General features: G+C 70.4%; 21 protein-coding genes. 10 read left to right on the forward strand and 11 right to left on the reverse strand.

Annotated elements, in window-relative coordinates:
* The first annotated feature begins 51 nt into the window (after positions 1-51).
* Entirely contained in the window at positions 52-1,008 is a 957-nt protein-coding gene (locus HWV07_RS16810; protein WP_178335424.1) for a beta propeller repeat protein, read from the forward strand.
* A gap of 15 nt (positions 1,009-1,023) precedes the next feature.
* On the opposite strand, the gene HWV07_RS16815 is transcribed toward HWV07_RS16810, so the two are convergent.
* Complete coding sequence (locus HWV07_RS16815; RefSeq protein ID WP_178335425.1) at positions 1,024-1,416, reverse strand: hypothetical protein; 393 nt, start codon at positions 1,414-1,416, stop codon at positions 1,024-1,026.
* Positions 1,417-1,509: 93 nt separating this feature from the next.
* On the opposite strand from HWV07_RS16815, the gene HWV07_RS16820 reads away from it, so the two are divergent.
* From HWV07_RS16820 to HWV07_RS16830, 3 genes are all read left to right on the forward strand, one after another.
* Entirely contained in the window at positions 1,510-2,175 is a 666-nt protein-coding gene (locus HWV07_RS16820) for a non-canonical purine NTP pyrophosphatase (protein ID WP_178335426.1), read from the forward strand.
* 94 nt (positions 2,176-2,269) lie between these two features.
* Positions 2,270-3,553, forward strand: coding sequence for a glycosyltransferase family 2 protein (locus tag HWV07_RS16825; protein ID WP_178335427.1), 1,284 nt, complete (start codon positions 2,270-2,272; stop codon positions 3,551-3,553).
* Between the two features lie 81 nt (positions 3,554-3,634).
* Positions 3,635-4,666: a lysylphosphatidylglycerol synthase transmembrane domain-containing protein gene (locus tag HWV07_RS16830; RefSeq protein WP_211694158.1), complete on the forward strand. Its 1,032-nt coding sequence runs from the start codon at positions 3,635-3,637 to the stop codon at positions 4,664-4,666.
* Positions 4,667-4,715: 49 nt separating this feature from the next.
* On the opposite strand, the gene HWV07_RS16835 is transcribed toward HWV07_RS16830, so the two are convergent.
* The 5 genes from HWV07_RS16835 to HWV07_RS16855 all read right to left on the reverse strand — a co-directional run bounded on the left by HWV07_RS16835 (position 4,716) and on the right by HWV07_RS16855 (position 8,358).
* Positions 4,716-5,195, reverse strand: coding sequence for a DUF7384 family protein (locus HWV07_RS16835; protein WP_178335428.1), 480 nt, complete (start codon positions 5,193-5,195; stop codon positions 4,716-4,718).
* Between the two features lie 125 nt (positions 5,196-5,320).
* Positions 5,321-6,391: a putative sulfate/molybdate transporter gene (locus tag HWV07_RS16840; protein ID WP_178335429.1), complete on the reverse strand. Its 1,071-nt coding sequence runs from the start codon at positions 6,389-6,391 to the stop codon at positions 5,321-5,323.
* 289 nt (positions 6,392-6,680) lie between these two features.
* Positions 6,681-7,334 carry a potassium channel family protein gene (locus tag HWV07_RS16845; RefSeq protein WP_178335430.1) on the reverse strand — a complete coding sequence of 218 codons (654 nt, stop codon included), beginning with the start codon at positions 7,332-7,334 and terminating at the stop codon, positions 6,681-6,683.
* Between the two features lie 73 nt (positions 7,335-7,407).
* Positions 7,408-8,007, reverse strand: coding sequence for a DUF7411 family protein (locus tag HWV07_RS16850; protein WP_178335431.1), 600 nt, complete (start codon positions 8,005-8,007; stop codon positions 7,408-7,410).
* Positions 8,008-8,358: a DNA-binding protein gene (locus tag HWV07_RS16855; RefSeq protein WP_178335432.1), complete on the reverse strand. Its 351-nt coding sequence runs from the start codon at positions 8,356-8,358 to the stop codon at positions 8,008-8,010.
* Between the two features lie 211 nt (positions 8,359-8,569).
* Between HWV07_RS16855 and HWV07_RS16860 the strand changes: the two genes are divergently transcribed.
* Positions 8,570-9,022 (forward strand): response regulator, encoded by a 453-nt coding sequence (locus tag HWV07_RS16860; protein ID WP_178335433.1) that lies wholly within the window; start codon positions 8,570-8,572, stop codon positions 9,020-9,022.
* Positions 9,023-9,108: 86 nt separating this feature from the next.
* On the opposite strand, the gene HWV07_RS16865 is transcribed toward HWV07_RS16860, so the two are convergent.
* Positions 9,109-9,564, reverse strand: a complete 456-nt coding sequence (locus HWV07_RS16865) for a 30S ribosomal protein S19e (RefSeq protein ID WP_178335434.1) — start codon at positions 9,562-9,564, stop codon at positions 9,109-9,111.
* 65 nt (positions 9,565-9,629) lie between these two features.
* A complete protein-coding gene (locus HWV07_RS16870; protein ID WP_178335435.1) occupies positions 9,630-10,646 on the reverse strand; it encodes a lysylphosphatidylglycerol synthase transmembrane domain-containing protein in 1,017 nt (338 codons plus the stop codon).
* 72 nt (positions 10,647-10,718) lie between these two features.
* On the opposite strand from HWV07_RS16870, the gene thiL reads away from it, so the two are divergent.
* Positions 10,719-11,588, forward strand: coding sequence for a thiamine-phosphate kinase (thiL, locus tag HWV07_RS16875; protein ID WP_178335436.1), 870 nt, complete (start codon positions 10,719-10,721; stop codon positions 11,586-11,588).
* Here the strand turns inward: thiL and HWV07_RS16880 are convergent.
* From HWV07_RS16880 to HWV07_RS16890, 3 genes are all read right to left on the reverse strand, one after another.
* The gene (locus tag HWV07_RS16880) at positions 11,578-12,750 is read right to left on the reverse strand and encodes a site-2 protease family protein (RefSeq protein WP_178335437.1); all 1,173 of its coding nucleotides are present in this window, start codon (positions 12,748-12,750) and stop codon (positions 11,578-11,580) included. The genes thiL and HWV07_RS16880 overlap by 11 nt on opposite strands.
* Before the next feature lie 97 nt (positions 12,751-12,847).
* The gene (locus HWV07_RS16885) at positions 12,848-13,087 is read right to left on the reverse strand and encodes a DUF7123 family protein (RefSeq protein ID WP_178335438.1); all 240 of its coding nucleotides are present in this window, start codon (positions 13,085-13,087) and stop codon (positions 12,848-12,850) included.
* 254 nt (positions 13,088-13,341) lie between these two features.
* Positions 13,342-14,151, reverse strand: coding sequence for a molybdopterin synthase (locus HWV07_RS16890; protein WP_178335439.1), 810 nt, complete (start codon positions 14,149-14,151; stop codon positions 13,342-13,344).
* Between the two features lie 82 nt (positions 14,152-14,233).
* On the opposite strand from HWV07_RS16890, the gene pyrH reads away from it, so the two are divergent.
* From pyrH to HWV07_RS16910, 4 genes are read left to right on the forward strand one after another with little or no spacing between them, the layout of a single operon-like run.
* Positions 14,234-14,917, forward strand: coding sequence for a UMP kinase (pyrH, locus tag HWV07_RS16895; protein ID WP_178335440.1), 684 nt, complete (start codon positions 14,234-14,236; stop codon positions 14,915-14,917).
* Positions 14,910-16,610, forward strand: coding sequence for a lysine--tRNA ligase (gene lysS, locus HWV07_RS16900; RefSeq protein ID WP_178335441.1), 1,701 nt, complete (start codon positions 14,910-14,912; stop codon positions 16,608-16,610). The genes pyrH and lysS overlap by 8 nt, the downstream gene beginning before the upstream one ends.
* 1 nt (position 16,611) lies before the next feature.
* Positions 16,612-17,115, forward strand: a complete 504-nt coding sequence (locus HWV07_RS16905) for a DUF5817 domain-containing protein (RefSeq protein ID WP_178335442.1) — start codon at positions 16,612-16,614, stop codon at positions 17,113-17,115.
* A 1-nt stretch (position 17,116) separates the two neighbouring features.
* Complete coding sequence (locus tag HWV07_RS16910; RefSeq protein ID WP_178335443.1) at positions 17,117-17,461, forward strand: hypothetical protein; 345 nt, start codon at positions 17,117-17,119, stop codon at positions 17,459-17,461.
* Positions 17,462-17,472 lie beyond the last annotated feature (11 nt).

Genomic DNA, 17,472 nt, shown 5'->3' on the forward strand with positions numbered 1-17,472 from the left:
CGGCTTCGATTCTACCGACTTTCTTCTGTCGTCCGCGATACGGGTCCGACGATGTTACGGTACACTCGACGGTCCACGCTGAAGATCGCAGGCGGATCGCTCGCGGGCGCCGCGGTCGGGGCGGTCGGCCCGGCCTCGGCCCAGTCCGGCGGCTGGACGGTCGCCGAGACGCCGGTCGACAGCACGTTGCACGACGTCGCACACACCGCCGCGAACGCCCACGCGGTCGGCGACGGCGGAATCGTCCTCGAGCGTACCGAGGCCGGCTGGGAGACCGCCGCCGAGGGCGGTCCGACGGGCAACGGCAACGACCTCTACGGCGCCGCGACCACCGACGACGGCCGGCAGCTCTGGGTGGTCGGCGGCAGCGGGGCCATCGGCGAGTACGACGTCGTCACGGGCGACCTCGTCGACCGGTCGTCGCCGAACGACGTCACCGAGAACTTCAACGACGTCGGCGTCACCGAGAGCGCCGACGGTGCGTACGTCTACGTCGCCGGCGACTCCGGGGCCGTCCACTACAGCTTCGAGAACGGCGAGGAGGGCACCTGGGGCTCAGTGACGCCCGGGAGCGGCGCCAGCCTCGAGGCCATCGACTTCAACGACCGCTGTTCGGGCCACGTCGTCGACTCGAACGGCCGCGTCTTCGAGACCACCGACGGCGTCACCTGGGACCCGATCGGCGTCGAGGACGCCGACGTGAGCCTCTACGGCCTCGACAGCGACGCCGGAGACGACGTCAGCGTCAGCGGCGGGAACGCGACGGTGCTGACCTACGACGGCAGCCAGTGGACCGCCGAAAGCCTCGGCGATGCGGACCTGCAGGACGTCGAGACCGAGGCCGGCGAGGGCTACACCGTCGGCGGCGGCGGGACGGTCTTCGAGCTGTCGGGCGGCGACTGGCAGCAGAACGACACACCGACCGGCGAGAACCTCACCGCCGTCGCGACCGGGACGCCGGACCTCGCGGTCGGTGCCAGCGGCCTCGTCCTCGAGCGGAGCGTCTGAGGGAGCGGCCTGCGGTCAGGGCCACAGGCGGTGGGAGAGCCCCGACAGCACCTGCTGGTCGGCGAACGGCGTGTAGTCGTGGAGCGTCGGCCGCACCTCGTCCTTCTCCTCGAGGAACGCCACGAGGCCGCCGCTGTCGGTGTGTTCGTAGCCGCCGATGGTCCACGGCGGCCAGATGGTGATGTGCTCGAAGCGGCCGCCGCGGCCGTCCCAGCGGGCGTAGATCTCGCCGGCGCCCTCGCTGGCAACCAGGGCGACGGCCCCCTCCGTCGTCCGCATCGTCTCGACGTAGTCGGCGAGCGTCGCGGACCCACGGTCGGTGTGCGCCCCGAAGACGTTCCGGACCGCCTGGTGGTCCGAGTGCTCCAGCAGCACGTCCCGGATCTCGTCGGCGTCCGCGTCGGTCATCGTCCGTGTGTAACGTTCACACGCGCATAAGTTTCCGGGTCGACTCGAGGCGCTACCGGAGGGACTTTTCCGCCGGCGCGGCTACCGCCGCGCATGCTCAGGTACGTGACGACGAACGAAGGGAAGGTCCGGGAGGCCGAGGAATACCTCGAGGAGGTGGCCGCACTCGACTACGACTACCCGGAGATCCAGGCCGACTCCCTGGAGGCCGTCGCCGCCTACGGCGCCCGGAAGGCCTACGACTACGCCGGCGAACCGGTCGTCGTCGACGACGCCGGCCTCTACCTCGAGGGGTTCGACGGCTTCCCGGGGCCGTACTCGGCGTACGTCGAGGACACCCTCGGCGTCGAGCGGGTCGGCCGCCTGGCCCGCCGCGAAGACGCCACCGGCGCGCAGTTCCGCTGCGTCATCGCCTACTGCGACGGCGACCCCTTCGAGGCCTCCCCCGAGCCGGTCGACACCGGCGAGCGGCGGGGCCAGGACCTCGCGGCCGAGGATCGCGCGACCGCGACGACCGACGAGACGGTCGCCGGCGGCGACGGCGCCGAAGACGCGCGCGTGGCCCCGGTGAAGCTGTTCACGGGGGCCGTCCCGGGAACCATCGTCGAGCCACGGGGTGACGGCGGGTTCGGCTACGACCCCATCTTCGAGCACGACGGCCGGACCTTCGCCGAGATGAGCGCCGCCGAGAAGAACGCCATCTCCCACCGCGGTCGCGCGCTCGCGAAGTTCGCGGAGTGGTACCAGGGGCGGTCGTGACCGACCCGATACCACACGATATATAAAACACTGGCGACAAACTCAGTCGCGAAATACGTAACGTTGATTACTGGACCGTTAACTTATGAATACCATGTCGCCCTCCCCCCTGCGCATCACCGAGTTCGTGGGGACCGTCTTCGGCATCAGTAGCCTGCTGATGTTCGGTGTGATCTCCGGGATGGAGATCTACACGGTGACTATCGAATCCCTGTCCGTCCACTACTCGTTCTTCGAGGGACAGGTGACCGTCGGCGTCTTCACCGCCTTCGTCGTCGTCACGGGCGTCTACGTCGTCTGGGACGTCTGGCGCGACGGCGGCGACCGCGGCATCACCGACGGCCTGACGATGAACGCGCTCGTGCCAGCGTACCGCGACGCCGGCGTCGTCGACATCTGCGTCGAGAGCCTGCTCGACAGCGACTACGGCCCCGTGTCGGTGACCGTCGTCGTCGAACCCGACGACCCGGAGACGACGGCCGTCGCGGAGACCCTGGCCGAGCGGCACGACGACGTCACCTGCCTCGTCAACGGTGACCCGGGGTCGAAGGCCAAGGCCATCAACTACGCCGTCGAGCGCTCCGAGGCGGACTACTTCGCTGTCTTCGACGCCGACGAGCGCGTCTCCGCGCCGTTCCTGGCCGTCGCCATGGAGGAGCTCCTCGGCGGCACAGACGTCTTCCAGGGTCGCCGCATCCCGCGGCCGACCGGCGTCGTCGAGACGCTGGCGTACTGCGAGCGGCTCGTCGTCCAGACGGGCTACGCGGCCGGCGAGCTGTTCGGCTTCACGCACTGCCAGAGCTCCTCGACGGCGTTCACCCGCGAGGCCTTCGAGTCCGTCGGCGGCTACGACGACAAGCTCACCGAGGACATCGACTTCTCCCACAAGTGCTACCGCGGGGACCTGACGGTGACCCGCGACCGCAGCTGTGCGAACACGATGGAGGCCCCGCACACGGTCCGGGACCTCTGGGGGCAGCGCAAGCGCTGGCGCATCGGCCACGTCCAGGTGTTCCACTCGCGGATCGAGGAGGCACTCAACGGCGAGGTCGGCCCCGGCGACGTCCTCTCGATCGGCCGGGCCGCCGGCGCGCTCGTCGCCGGCGCGTTCCTGCTCGTGTTCATGTCGCAGGTCCCGCTGCTGCTCCTGCTCGACGTCCAGTCGGCGTTCCTGGTCCCCTACGCCTGCGTCCTCTCGGTCGTCGGGTCGGTCTGGATCCGCGACTACCTGGACGGCCACGTCGGCCGGCCCACGTGGGCCATCTGCCTGGTGCCGCTGGTGTACTTCGGCCACGGCGCCCTCACCGTGAAGTCGTTCCTCGAGTACTACCTCACCTGGGAGGGCGAGTGGTACCAGGTGACGAAGATCGGTGCCTGAGCGGGCGGCACACTCGACCGCTCCGCTCGACACGCGGTCGTTTCCCCAAACGACTACACCGGTCCCCGAGTGGGTGCGACCGTGACAGACGCCGGCAGGGGCGCCGCGGGCTGGATGTTCGACCGCCGGACGGCCCTGAAGATCGCACTCGGGTTCGCCGTCGCCGTCGTGCTCATCTACCTGCTGGGCGCGGTCGTCGGCTGGGAGGCCACTCTCACCCGACTCCGGATGGCCGACCCGTGGTGGGTCCTCGCCGCACTCGTCTCGACCGTCCTCTGTCTGTTCGCCTGGGGGAAGACCTGGCAGATCGTCCTCTCGGCGGTCGGCGTCCGGGTCCCCTACCCGAAGCTCGTGGTGACGTTCTTCGCGGCGACGTTCGCGAACTACGTCACCCCGATGGGGCAGGCCGGCGGCGAGCCGTTCATCGCGTTCATCCTCTCGCGGGACACCGAGGCCGACTTCGAGGAGAGCCTCGCGAGCGTCGTCATCGCCGACATCCTCCGGATGCTCCCCTTCCTCAACGTCGGCCTGGTCGGCCTGGGGTACCTGACGTGGCAGGCCGACCTGCCCGACGGCCTCGAGGTGTTCGCGTACCTGCTCGTGGCCTTCGCGGTCGTGATGCCGGCCGCCATCGTCCTCGCCTGGCGGTACCGCCGGACCGTCCGCCGGGGTATCGTCCGGGGCGTGGGCTCGCTGACGAGCCGGACGAAGCGCTACGACGCCCAGACCGTCGACCGGCGCATCGGCCACCTCTACGAGTCCCTGGAGGTCATCCGGGAGTCCCCGCGGGCGCTCCTGGTCGCCGTCGGGTACGCCTACGTCGGCTGGGTGCTGTTCGCGTTGCCGCTGTACTTCTCGGGGCTTGCCCTCGGCCTCGAGGTGCCGCTGCTGCTGGTCTGTTTCCTCGTCCCCATCGCGGTCATCGCGGGGTCGACGCCGCTGCCCGGCGGGCTGGCCGCCATCGAGGGGACGCTCGTGGCGCTACTGACCGCGCTGCTGGCGTTCTCGGGCGACCAGGCGCTGGCGGTCACCACCGTCTACCGGCTGACGAGCTACTGGTTCGTCATCCTCTTCGGCGGGGCCGCCGCGCTGTGGGTGCTCGCGCGGGTGTGATCTCGAGGGCCGTGGACCGCAACACGCCCGACCGCCGAGGCGGCGGCCGTCACGCTCGCGGGTCGCGGTCCGGCCCGGGGTACTCGTCGTCGAACAGGAGTTCGTAGAAGCCGGCGGGGTCGAAGACGGTCGCGAAGGCGTCCGGCGAGCGAACGCTGACGTCCATCGCGCCCCGGAGGTTCGCCCCGGCCGCCGGGCTCTGCAGGCGCTCGTCCATCGAGACGACGTGGGCGGCCCCGCCCCGGTAGGCCGCCGCGAGCGCGGGGTGGTCGCCCTCCGGCTGGTCGACCACGACGGCGACCTCGTCGAACCGCGCTCGCCAGTCGTCCGCCAGGTCGGCCCCGGCAAGGTCCGCGACGACCGCCTCGGCGTCGTCGAGCAGCGGCCCGGTCGCGACCAAGTCGAGCCAGGAGTGTCGCCGGACGTGGTCGAGGGCGTCCCGCGCCGCGCCGCCGACCAGCAGGTCCGCGGCGAGGACGTCAGCGTCCGCGACGATCCGACCGTGGTCGACCTCGCGGTCGCTATCCATCGCGGCGCGCTCCCAGGGCCGCGGTCACGTCCTCGGTCGACACCTCGTACTCGGCCGCCCGCTCGAAGAGTTCGGCCCACGACATACCGGGAGGCAGGCCGCCGACGCACTAAAGCGCGCGGGAGTCACCCGCGCAGGTGCCAGTAGGCCGCGCCGGCGACGAAGGCGACGCCGACGTTCGTCGCCACCGCGAGCCCGCCGATCGCGACGACGAGCCACGGCCGACCCGTCGAGGACAGCGCGACCCGCGCCAGCGAGGCCGCGACGACGACAAGCAGCACGCCGAGCAGCGCCACCGGGAACGCCACGAGCAGGCCGGCGGCGAGCGCGAGGCCTGCGTAGAGGCAGCCGGCCAGCAGGTTCGCGGTCGCCGACCGGGCGCCGAAGGCGTGCTTGCCCGCGAGGCCGCCGGAGCCGTGGCACATCGGCAGCGCCCCCAGCGGCACCGCCGCGAGGTTCATCGCGCCCATGCTCTCGGCGAGGCGGTCCGGCGAGACGTCGGCGTCGTAGAGGTCAGAGAGCAGCAGCGACGTCGCGACGGCGGCGTTGCCGACCGTCATCGCCAGCTGGGCCGCCAGCCCCTCGGCGGCGCCGAGCGAGACGGTGGGACCGCCGCTGGAGAAGAGTGCGAGCGCCGGCAGCGTCGGCGTCGGGACGCCCGTGGCGACCCCCGCCCACGCCGCGCCGACGGCGAGCACGACGAGCGCGACGGCGCGGCGCGAGACGACGGCGACGGCGGCGGCGAGGCCGACCCCGGCGGCGGCGACGCCCGGCGCGGCGACGACGAGGTCGACCGCGGCGACGACCAGCAGGCAGGCGACCGCGAACTGGACGCCGCGGACGACCGGCTCGCCGACCAGGCTGGCAATCTCGGAGAGGGCGCCGACGCGGCCGGCGACCAGCAACAGGACGCCCGCGAGCAGTCCCGCCGCGACGAGGTCGCCGTACCCGATCGCGCCGGCGATGGCCAGGCCGGCCAGGGCCTTCATCGGCTCCACCGACAGCGGCAGGCCGTAGGCGACGCCCCAGACGACCTGGAAGACGGCGAATCCGAGCAGGACGTGCGGCAGCGACGCTGGCGTCAGTAAACCGAGCGCGACGACCAGCGGGAGCACCGTGATGGAGTCCCCGATCGCGCCGGTCACCTCGCCGGCGTCGAGGGCGAACCCGCGGCCGACGGCTTCGACAGTCGCCATACGCGAGGGTGGAACCCGAGCCGTATGTCGCTTTCCAGCAACCGTCACGGCTTGCGGACGCCGTTCCGGGCAAACGGATGCGGTTACCAGAGGAGTCACGAACGGGTCGCGTCCGGCGACGAACGGCGGCGCGCGCCGTCGGTCACACGTCCGTCTGACGCGGATTTATGTGATGGTGGACCCTCTCTATCGGTGGGCGCGCATCGACGGCCTCAAATTTCCCCATCCTCCCCATCGCGCGCCCAGGCTTTTCACGCACGGAGCGGCGGGAACGGGCTCCCCCGCCGCGCTATCCGGTCAGCATCGTCCGGACGTCCTCGAGCGACGTCTGTTCGGCGATCAGCGCCACGCGGTCGCCGGCCTCGATCTCGGTCTGCGGCATCGGGATGGTCATCGGCTCCTTGCTGCGGCCGTGGGCGTACACGCGCGCGTCGCCCGGCAGCTCCAGCTCGACGACGCGCTGGCCGACCACCGGCGACCCCGACGGGATGTCGATACTCGTCGCCGTGAGGTACTCCGTGAGGTCGCCAAGCACGTTCAGGTCGCCGCCCAGCAGCGCGGTCTTGGCGCCGGCCGCGCCCATCCGCTCGGGGTAGACGACCTCGTCGACGTCGGCCGCGTACTTCTCGTAGATCTCCTGGCGGTAGTCCTCGTCGATGCGGAGCACCGTCCGGCAGCCGTGGCCGTTGGCGATCATGCAGGCCGTGAAGTTGACGTTGAGGTCGGCGGTCAGCGCCGCCAGCGCGTCGGCGTCGTCCAGGCCCGCCTGTTCGAGGACTCGCTCGTCGGCGCCGTCGCCCTCGACGGTCTCGAGGTCGGCGTCCCGCGCCCGCTGGGCCTTCTCCGGGTCGACATCGACGATGACCACCTCGTGGCCCTCCGTCGTGAGGATGTTCGCGGTCCGCATCCCGACGCGACCGTAACCCACGATGACGAACTTCATGGAGCATGGTACGACACGGCACGGCAAAAAGGTGTGCGCCTGTCCCCGGCGACCGGCGGTGACCGAATCCCGGTCAGGCGTCGGGACCGGCGCGGCCGACGACCCGCGTCTGCTCGTGGTCCGGGAACACCTCGTCGACGACCGACTCGCCCCACCGCTGGCGGATGCGCGCCCTGAGTTCGGTCTCGTAGTCGCCCTTCGGGATCGCCTCGCTGGGCCCCGACTCGACGACCAGGTTCTCCTCGACGAGTCGGTCGACCGCGCCGCGGCCGAACCCCGACAGCGGCGCGACGTAGTCGACGCCGTGGCGGTCCTCAAGGCTCTGGGCGACCGCCCGCGAGACCGTCGGCACCCGGTCGTCCCGGCGAGTGCCGTCGGCGACGACGTCGTAGTCCGCGGCGACGGCCTCCAGGGCCGCCTCGTGGACCTGCTGGATGCCCGCCCGCGGGAAACCGTCTTCGCGCATCACCTCGACGGCCTCGTCGGCGACGTCGCCGTCGAGTTCGATCGCCTCGAAGGCGAAGCCGAGGGACTCGGCCGCCTCGCGCGCGTGCTCCCAGTCGTCGGTCACGCCGACGTGGGCGGTGACGAGCGTCACGTCGTAGAACTCCTCGAGCAACAGGGCGGCCAGCGACGAGTCCTTCCCCCCGCTGAACAGCAGTCCGCACTCCATCTATCGGCGCTTGATGTCGAAGCTCTGGGAGTCGGGTTTCATCTCCTGGAGGAGTTCCTTCATCTTCTCCTCGTCGATCTTCCCCTGCAGCCGGCCACTCTGGGCCAGCGCCACGATCTGCTGTTCGACCTTCTCGCCGAACTCCGGTTTCGACATCTGGACGCTGTTGAGCCGCTGGCGGGCCCCGTCCGTGAGCGCCTTCCGCAGCATCGCCTTCTTCTGGGCCTCGGCCTGCTGGCGCTGGGCCTCGGCGGCCTCCGACTGGCCCTCGCCGCCCTGCTGTTCCTTCAGCTGCTCCATCTTCTTCTGTCGAAGCTCGTCGAGTTCCTCGTCCGTAGGTTCGCCACTCATACCCCTCCATTACGGCCGCGCCTGAAAAATCGTTACGGACGACCGCTCCGGGCGGCGACCCCGTGGAGCGCGCGCAGTACCGTCCAGGACCGGACGGATCACCGGCGTCGTTCGTCTCACTTTCCGTCGGCGGGGGACGAAGTAGAATCCGGGAACACTTCAACGAACCTATAGGAAAGACACTTAAAGTGGCGTCCTAATATGGAAGGTAATGAGGCGTCAGATCGAGAAAGGTGGAGCCGAGGCCCAGCTCCTCGTCGTCGAGGACAACCCGGGCGACGCCCGCCTCTTCCAGGAGCACCTCTCTGAGGTCGACATCACCAACCCCATCCACCACGTCTCGACCATCGACGCGGCCCTCGACTTCGTCCATCAGCGCGGCGACTACGCCGAGGAACCGTCCCCCGACGTCGTCTTCCTCGACTGGCACCTCCCGAAGGGGACCGGCGACGAGATCGTCGACCGGCTCAACGGGGAGGCCGACACCGTCGACGTCTTCACGGTCGTGCTCACCGGGTCGATGCGCGACCCCGACTCCGTCGTCCCGTCGGACCTCGGCGTCGACGCCTACCTCACCAAGCCCATCGACACCGACGAACTCATCTCACTCGTCGAGTCATCCGGGGAGCTCTCGCTCGTCGAACTGGATTCCACTTCTCGCTGACGGCCCACCGTCCGGGCCCAGAAGACCCACCCGTCCGATAGCGCCGCTGCTGGGCGGTGCGAACGAGAGAGGTGAGAACGGCGGTCCTACGCGTACCGCTCGAGTTCGGGGCGGTCGAGCTCCTCGATGAGCTCCTCGGCGGTCTCGTCCAGGAGGGCGCGGCCCTCGCCGGTGACGGTTCGGCCGCGACCCTTGTTCGTCTCGACGTAGCCGGCCTCCTCGAGCTGCTGGAGGGCCGTCCGGATCACGTTGCCGGAGCCGTCCTTCTGGTTCGGGGGACGGACCCGGTATCGGGTCGTGCCGTTCTCCGAGTCGCCGTAGGCCGTCTTGAGTCGCTGGACGCCGACGGGGCCGTCGACGGCGACCTTCCGGAGCAGGCTGGCGGAGCGTCGCGCCCAGAAGTCCTCCTGCTCGGGCGGCAGTTCCCGCCCCTTGCCGGTCTTCGCGAAGGCGACCCACTCGGGCTCGTCAAGCTCGTCCGCGATCTCCTCGGCGACCGCCTCGATGAGGTCCTCGGCGGGCACGTCGAATAGCGTCGTCATTACGTCCCGATTCCCCACGCCGGCGTTTAACGCTGTTGGTCTCCCCCGGAACGGGCGTGACGCGCTCACACGCGGCCGGCGCCGAGCGCCGAGGCGACGCCGCCGCCGACGAGCGTCGGGAGCCAGTAGATGGCCCCGCGGTGGAGGACGACCGCCGCCGCGGCCGTCGCGGCACTGACGCCGGCCAGCGGGACGAGGAGCGCGACCAGCGTCGCCTCGACGCCGCCGAGCCCGCCCGGCAGCGGCGTGACGCCGGCGATGGCGCCGACCGGGACGGCCACGAGGACGGCCGCGAACGGCGCCGCGACGCCGACCGCCTGCAGCGACAGCCACAGCGCGACGGCCTGGGCGGCCCACCCGATGGTCGAGAAGCCGAAGGCGATCAGCACCGTCCACCGGTCGGTGGCGACGGCCTCGATGGCGCGGAAGAAGCCGTCGATGCGGGCCGCGACGGCGCCCTCGCTCGGCGCCTCGAGTCGGGGGACGCGCCGCCCGACGGTCTGGGCCAGCGGCGTGATCGCCCCGTCGACGGCGCGTTCCAGCCGGGTGCGGTTCGTCCAGGCCAGGTAACCGACGACGGGGAGTGCGACCGCCATCGCGACGACGGCGACGGTCGCGTACTGGAGTCGGTCACCCGCGGCCGCGGCCACAGAGAAGTAGGTGACGCCGACCAGCGCCAGTCCCGTCGACGGGACGAAGTTCAGCGAGTCCGCGCTGGCGATGGCCGCGAGCGCGGTCTCGTACTCGGTGCCGGCGGCCTCGGAGATGAGCAGCGCGCTGATCGGTTCGCCGCCGGCCTGGCCGAACGGCGTGACGTTGTTGGCGAACAGTGCGCCGGCGTAGACCGCGATCACGGAGAGCCGGGAGATCGACGCGTCGAGGGCGCGGAGGACGGCCCGCAGCGCGAAGGCCCAGGCCGTCAGCCAGACGACGGCCATGCCCACGACGGCGGCGACGGTGGCGGGGTCGGCCATCGACAGCGCGTCGACCAGTTTCTCCACCCCGACGAGCACCGCGAGAATCGCGAGCACCACGATCGCACCGACGAAGCCGGCCGCGGTCGCCCGGGCGTCGAGGTCCATACTCGAGGGGTCGACCGTCGGCCGCTTCAACGCACCGATGGCCCTTTGACGACGCGTGGCGTGGCCCCGCGTATGGACGAACGGGCGGCGCTCTCGCTCGTGGGCGGGCACGTCGAGGCCGCGGGCGACGACTGCGCGGTCGTCGACGACCTCGTCGTGACGACGGACATGCTCCACGAGTCGACCGACTTCCCCGGGGGAACGACCCGCTACACCGCCGGGTGGCGCGCGGTCGCGGCCTCCCTCTCCGACGTCGCGGCGATGGGCGCCGACGCGCGGGCGGCCGTCGCCGCCTACGGCGCCCCCGAATTCCGCGACGACGAACTCGAGGGGTTCCTCCGCGGCTGTACGGACGTCTGCGAGGCGGTCGACGCCGAGTACGTCGGCGGCGACCTGGACGGCCACGACGAGTTCACCGTCGCGACGACCGCCGTCGGGCGGACCGACGACCCGGTGCTGCGGTCCGGTGCGTCGCCCGGCGACGCCGTCTGCGTGTCCGGCACGTTCGGACGCAGCGGTGCCGCGGTCCGACTGTTCGAGGACGGCGAGGCCGAGCGGGCCAACGACCTCTTCCGGTTCGAGCCGCGCGTCGAGACGGGACGGGTCCTGGCCCCCTACGCCACGGCGATGATGGACTCGAGCGACGGGCTCGCCCGGTCGCTCCACCAGCTCGCGGAGTCCAGCGACTGCGGGTTCGCCGTCAAGTACGACGCCGTCCCGGTCGACCCATCTGTGGGCGTTGTGGTGGACGACAACGCCCAGCGTCGGGAGCTCGGCCTCCACTTCGGCGAGGACTTCGAGTTAGTGTTCACGGTCCCCGAGACGGACGTCGAACGCGCGATGGACGAGACGCCGGTCCAGATCAGCAGGATCGGGACGGTGACCGACGATGGCGTGACGATGGACGGTGAACCCCTGGAGGACCGGGGGTTCACCCACTGACGAGTTCGATGGGGACCGGCGTGAAACAGAGGAGGCCGAGGACGAACGTGAGCGCGCCGATCGCCATCCGCTTGCGGTCGAGCGGTTCGTCGAAGACCGGCGTCGTCGGGCCGACGTATGCCAGCCCGAGCGCGATGAGTCCCCAGAACGTCCAGAGGAACGGGGCGTTCGGGCTGACGTCGGTGAACAGGTAGAGGTAGCCGGCGAGGCCGAAGAGGCCGGCGGGGACGAGCGCCGCGACGGTCTCGGAGCGCTCGCCGAACATCGCCCGGACGATGTGGCCGCCGTCGAGCTGGCCGACGGGGATGAGGTTGAGGAACGTGACGAACAGGCCGACCCAGGCGCCGAAGATGACGGGGTTGGCCGCCAGGGTCGGGTCGGCGTACCGGAGCTTTTCGCCCGTGGCCCACGCGATGAACTCCAGCAGCGGCGGGTAGCCCAGTTCGAGTTCGATGGCGCTCTCGTCGGTCAGCACCCGCTCGGGGACCGTGATCGGGTCCAGGTGGAGGCCGACGACGGCGACGACGACCGCGGCGACCAGGCCGGCGAGCGGCCCCGCGACGCCGATGTCGAACAGCGCCTTCCGGTTCGGGATGCGGCCCTTCATCTTGATGACGGCGCCGAAGGTCCCGATGAACGTCGGCACGGGGATGAAGTACGGGAGGCTCGCCTGGACGTCGTGGTACCGCGAGAGGACGTAGTGGCCCAGTTCGTGGACGCCGAGGACGCCGAGGACCGCCGCGGCGAACGGCCAGCCCGCCAGGAGGTCGAGCGGCCCCTCGATGGGCTGCTCGTAGTACCAGATCGTCCCGGCGTACAGCGTCGTCACGATGGTCGCCAGCAGCATCACGATGTTCGTCCAGGGGACGCCGTCGACGCCGACGCTGCGGGGCTCGGCGACGAGGGCCTGCCGCTGTTCGCTCACCGCGACCCCGGTGATGGGGTCGGGTTCGGAGTCCGAGACGACGTCGAGGCGCACCTCGTAGCCGTACTCCCGGAAGAGGGGCCACAGTTGCTGCTCGAGTCGCCGGTACTCGGTCTGTGGACGGCCGTAGTAGACGAGCGTGCCGTCGTCCTCCGCTATCTCGGTGACGCGGAAGGCCGGCCGGAGCGACTCCGGCGGCGGACCGTCGAGGCCCGACACCGGTTCGACGGTGGTCATCAGTTGCGAGAACGGGATTGACGGGGATAAATCCCCTGTCGGAGGACGGTACTGCGGGAGGCCGGACAGCTGACACCGGTGTCAGTCGGGACCCGTGTTACGGGCGGGAGACGCGCCACGTGGTCGCGGAGGTGTACGACCACTTCTCGATCTCGAGTTCGTGGGCGGAATCGCAGAGCTTGACCATCAGCGCGCCGATCTCCTTCGGCGAGAGGCCGACGTCGTCGGCGATGAACTTGCTCTTGATGTACACCTCGCCGTCCTCGGCGCGCTGACGCAGGTAGTTCCGGAGACGCGATTCCTTGCTTTCCGTGGCGGGTTCCGTTGTTGCGCTCATCTCTGACACCTCGACCGCTCCTTCCCCCCGGATGAGTATATAAAGGAGGGAATATTAGGGCTGCTTTGCAACAATTCGGGTTAAATCGTCGGAAAAGGCACCTTTCACGAACGACGCAGAGTCCTCGAGACCTTTTACGAAGCGTTCTAATCCATCCGTTCCGCGAGAGTAGGACATAGATAAAGAGCGGATGTTCTACCCTTCCAATGCGACAGGCACCGGTTTCTGCAGGAATATATTGCCGGTTCGGACCTTCACTCGCTGCCGCCGCGCGCCTCCTCGCGCTCGTGGACCCAGAAGGTGTCCCCCTCCGTCACCTCCTTCTTGAAGAGGGGCACCTCGTCCTTCAGACGGTCGATACCGTCCTCCACAGCCCGGAACGCTTCCCTGCGGTGGCCGGCGAGCACGACGACGAACACGATGTCCTCGCCGTCCGGTATGCGCCCCGTACGGTGGTGTAGGCGCACGTCGAGGATGCCGTCCCGTTCCTCGAGTTCCGACTCGATGGTCCGCATCCGTTCTTCGGCGACGCCCTCGTACTTCTCGAACTCCAGGAAGCGGGTCCGCTCGTCGTCGGCGTCCTCCTTCGCGCGGACGCGGCCGGTGAACGTGGCGATGGCGCCGGCGTAGTCGGCCTTCGAGGACCGCTTGATGTCGGCGACGAGAGACTCGAGAGTCTCGTGTGGTTCCGTCGCACGGATCGTGTCGACCACGGCATCCGCATCGAGGTCCGCCGCGTCGTCGACCGCCACGAGGGGCTCCGCCTGGTCGTCCGGGTGGCCGTCGACGACGATTGCGGGGAGGTCCCCATCCGCGGTGCCGATCACTGCGGCGTAGTCGTGGTTCGGCGCCAGCCTGTCGAGGGTCTCTCCGAGGGTGAGGCCGTCGCCGGAGGCCCGCCAGCCGTCGTCGAGGACGTACTCGGTGTCTCCGTGCACCGCAGCCACGCCGCCGTCGGTGCTCCGGGCTCCCACGCGAACCGTCCCGACCCGGCCGTCGAGTTCGGGGAGCAGCCGCTCGAGTGCGTCCTCGGCGCCGTCCCCGAGGACCGCGAACGCGTACATACCCGTTCCTTCGTCCGAGGGCGCTTGTAGGTGTCGGCGGTCTTGACAACCCTTAAGAGCGGAACCCGGCAACCTGGACGCAATGAGAGTAGTCGTTTCTATCGGCGGGAGCGTCCTCGCACCGGACCTCGCCGCCGACCGGGTCGAGCAACACGCGGCCGCCATCGACGAACTGGTCGCCGACGGCCACGAGGTCGCCGTCGTCGTCGGCGGCGGCGACGTCGCCCGGCAGTACATCGGCACGGCGCGGGACCTGGGCGCCACCGAGTACGACCTCGACGCCCTCGGCATCGACGTGACGCGGCTGAACGCTCGTCTCCTCGTCACCGCCCTCGAGAGCTCGGCGACCCCGGAGCCCGCCGAGACCCACGAGGCCGCCCGCGCGTCGCTCCGCCGCGGCGAGGTCGCCGTCATGGGCGGGACCGTCCCCGGCCACACCACCGACGCCGTCTCCGCGATGCTCGCCGAGATGGTCCAGGCGGACCTTCTCGTGTACGCCACGAGCGTTCCCGGGGTCTTCTCCGCGGACCCGAACGTCGACGACGACGCCGAGCGGTTCGACACCCTCTCCGCCAGCGAACTGGTCGACGTCATCTCCTCCATCGAGACCACCGCCGGCTCGAACGCCCCGGTCGACCTGCTGGCGACGAAGATCATCGAGCGGTCGGGGCTCCGCGCGGTCGTCCTCGACGGCACCGACCCCGAGCGGATCGTCGCCGCCGTCGAAGGCGCGTTCGACGGCACCGAGGTCGTCCCCGATGACTGACGGCCTCTACGACCTCGGTACCGGCGAGCACCGGCCGTTCTGGGCCGACGCCGCCGCGGACGAGGTAGAGGCACGCGTCGCCGAACGGGGTGAGGCGACGGAAGGGACGAGCGGGGACGGACGACCCGCGAGTCGAGAGCCCGACGAGCCCATCGTGATCAAGGGCGGCGTCTCGCCCTCCGGCGTCCCCCACCTCGGGCACTTCAACGAGATCATGCGGGGGTACTTCGTCGCCGAGGCGCTGCGCGACCGCGGCCACGAGGTCCGGCAGGTGTTCACCACGGACGACAGGGACCGCCTCCGGAAGCTCCCGCGGAAGCTCGCGGACCTCGAGTGGAACGTCGTCGGCCTCGGCGAGGTCGACGCCGGCGCCCTGGGCCGGAACCTCGGGCGCCCCTACACGGACATCCCGGACCCCTTCGGCTGCTGTGACTCCTACGGCGACCACTTCACGGAACTGCTCAGTCGGGCGGCCGACGCCGTCGGGGTCCCCATCGACGTCGTCTCGAACACCGACCTCTACGAGTCCGGCGAGTTCGACGACGCCGTCCGGCACGTCCTCGAGAACCGCGAGACCGCCCGCGACGTCCTGAGTGACTTCCAGGACAAGGTCGACGACGACTACGTCCCCTTCTTCGCGCGCTGCAGGGAGTGCGGCAACCTCACCGAGACCATCACCGCCATCGACCTCGCCGGCGAGGCGGTCGAGTACGTCTGCGAGGACGTCGACGCGGGCGACGACACCATCGAGGGCTGCGGCCACGAGGGCACCGCGACGTTCCAGGAGGGGAAGCTCCCCTGGCGCTTCGAGTGGCCCGCCCAGTGGCTGACCCTCGGCGTCGACTTCGAGCCGTTCGGCAAGGACCACGCCGAGGGCTCCTGGCCCTCCGGCGAGCGGGTCGCCCGCGAGGTCTTCGACTTCGAGCCGCCGGTGCCGATGGTCTACGAGTGGTTCACGCTCAACGGCGACGCCCTCTCCTCGTCGGCGGGCAACGTCATCACCGTCGAGGAGGTCCTCGAGCTCCTCGAGGTCGAGGTGCTGCGCTACTTCTTCACGAAGAACCCCAAGAAGCAGCGGGACTTCGACGTCGGCAGCATCGACCGCCTCGTCGACGACTTCGACCGGTTCGAGCGGGTCTACTACGGCGAAGTCGAGGCCGACGAGGACGAGCAGCGCCGCGCGGAGCGCGCCTACCCGATGGTCGTCGACGAGGTCGCCGACGAACCGCCGGTCCGCATCCCCTACACCTTCGCGGCCGTCCTCGGGATGACCGACGACCGCGACCTCCGGGTCACGATGGCCCGCCGCTCCGGCCACCTCCCGGAGGACGCCGACGACGCGCAGATCGACGCCGCCCTCGCCAGGATCGAGAAGGCCCGCGCCTGGGCGGTCCGCACGGACAACGAGTTCAACTACCGGCTGGCCGAGGAGCTGCCCGCCGTGGAGTTCGACCCCGAGGTGGCCGCAGCGCTGGAGGACCTCGCGGACTTCGTCGAGGCGGAGGACCCGGACGACGAGACGCTGCAGGGCGAGATATACGAGACGGCGAAGGCCGCAGACGTCGAGGTCGGCGACCTCTTCGGGGCCGGCTACCGGCTGTTCCTCGACGAGGACCAGGGGCCGCGGCTCGGGCCGTTCCTCGCCGCGATGGACACGGAGTTCGTCGTCCGACGGCTCCGGCGGGAGGCCTGAGATGTACTCGGTCGTCGGCTGCAAGGAGTGCCACAACCTCTGGATCGTCGAGAACCGCCCGGAGACGACGCAGTGTCGCCGGTGTGGACGACGTCACCAGTTCAAGAAGCTGAAGAAGTTCGCGGAGACGGAGACCTCCGACGCCGCCGCCCGCGTCCGCAGTTCGATGCTCGCGCGGCGCTCCGACGACGGCGAGTTCGTCGACCCCGACGAGATCGACCTCGAGGGCGTCGGCGTCAGCGACGAGGAGTTCCTCTCGGCCTCCGGACTGGACGCCGACGAGGTCTCCGAGGCCGGCGAGCGGGCGACCCAGAGCGGGGGCTCGCGGAGCCGCAAGCAGGTCGTCCTCGACGCCCTCGACGAGCAGGAGCGTCCGACGGCCGAGGACGTCGTTACGTACGCGACCGACGCCGGCGTCCCGGAGTCCTACGTCGAGCGCACCCTGGAGAAGCTCGAACGCGCCGGCGAGGTGACCGTCACCGACGGCGTCTACCGGAGGCTCTGAAGTGGCCCGCGACCCGAAGCAGTACAGCCGGCTGCTCGTCCTCGCGGGGCTGCTGCCGCTGCTCCTCGTCGACGTCGCCGTCGGGCTGCCGACCGCCGCGTTCGTCGGCGGGAGCGCGCTGCTGCTCGTCGCCGCCGCGGGCGTCCACGTCCGCGGCGGCGAGGTCCGTGCCGGCGCCGGCTGGCTCGTCTTCGCCGCGTCCGTCGCGCTGTTCGCCGTCGTCGACGTCGGCAGCGACGTCCTCTACGTCGTCGCCCTGGTGGCGCTGCTCGCGGCGGGCTTCCTGCTGCTCGCGAGCGAGCGGGTCGCAGAACGGACCGACGAGACCGACGAGACCGAGGAGTGACTCCCGGTGGG

Source organism: Natronomonas salina, assembly GCF_013391105.1.
In the GTDB taxonomy this organism is placed as follows: domain Archaea; phylum Halobacteriota; class Halobacteria; order Halobacteriales; family Haloarculaceae; genus Natronomonas; species Natronomonas salina.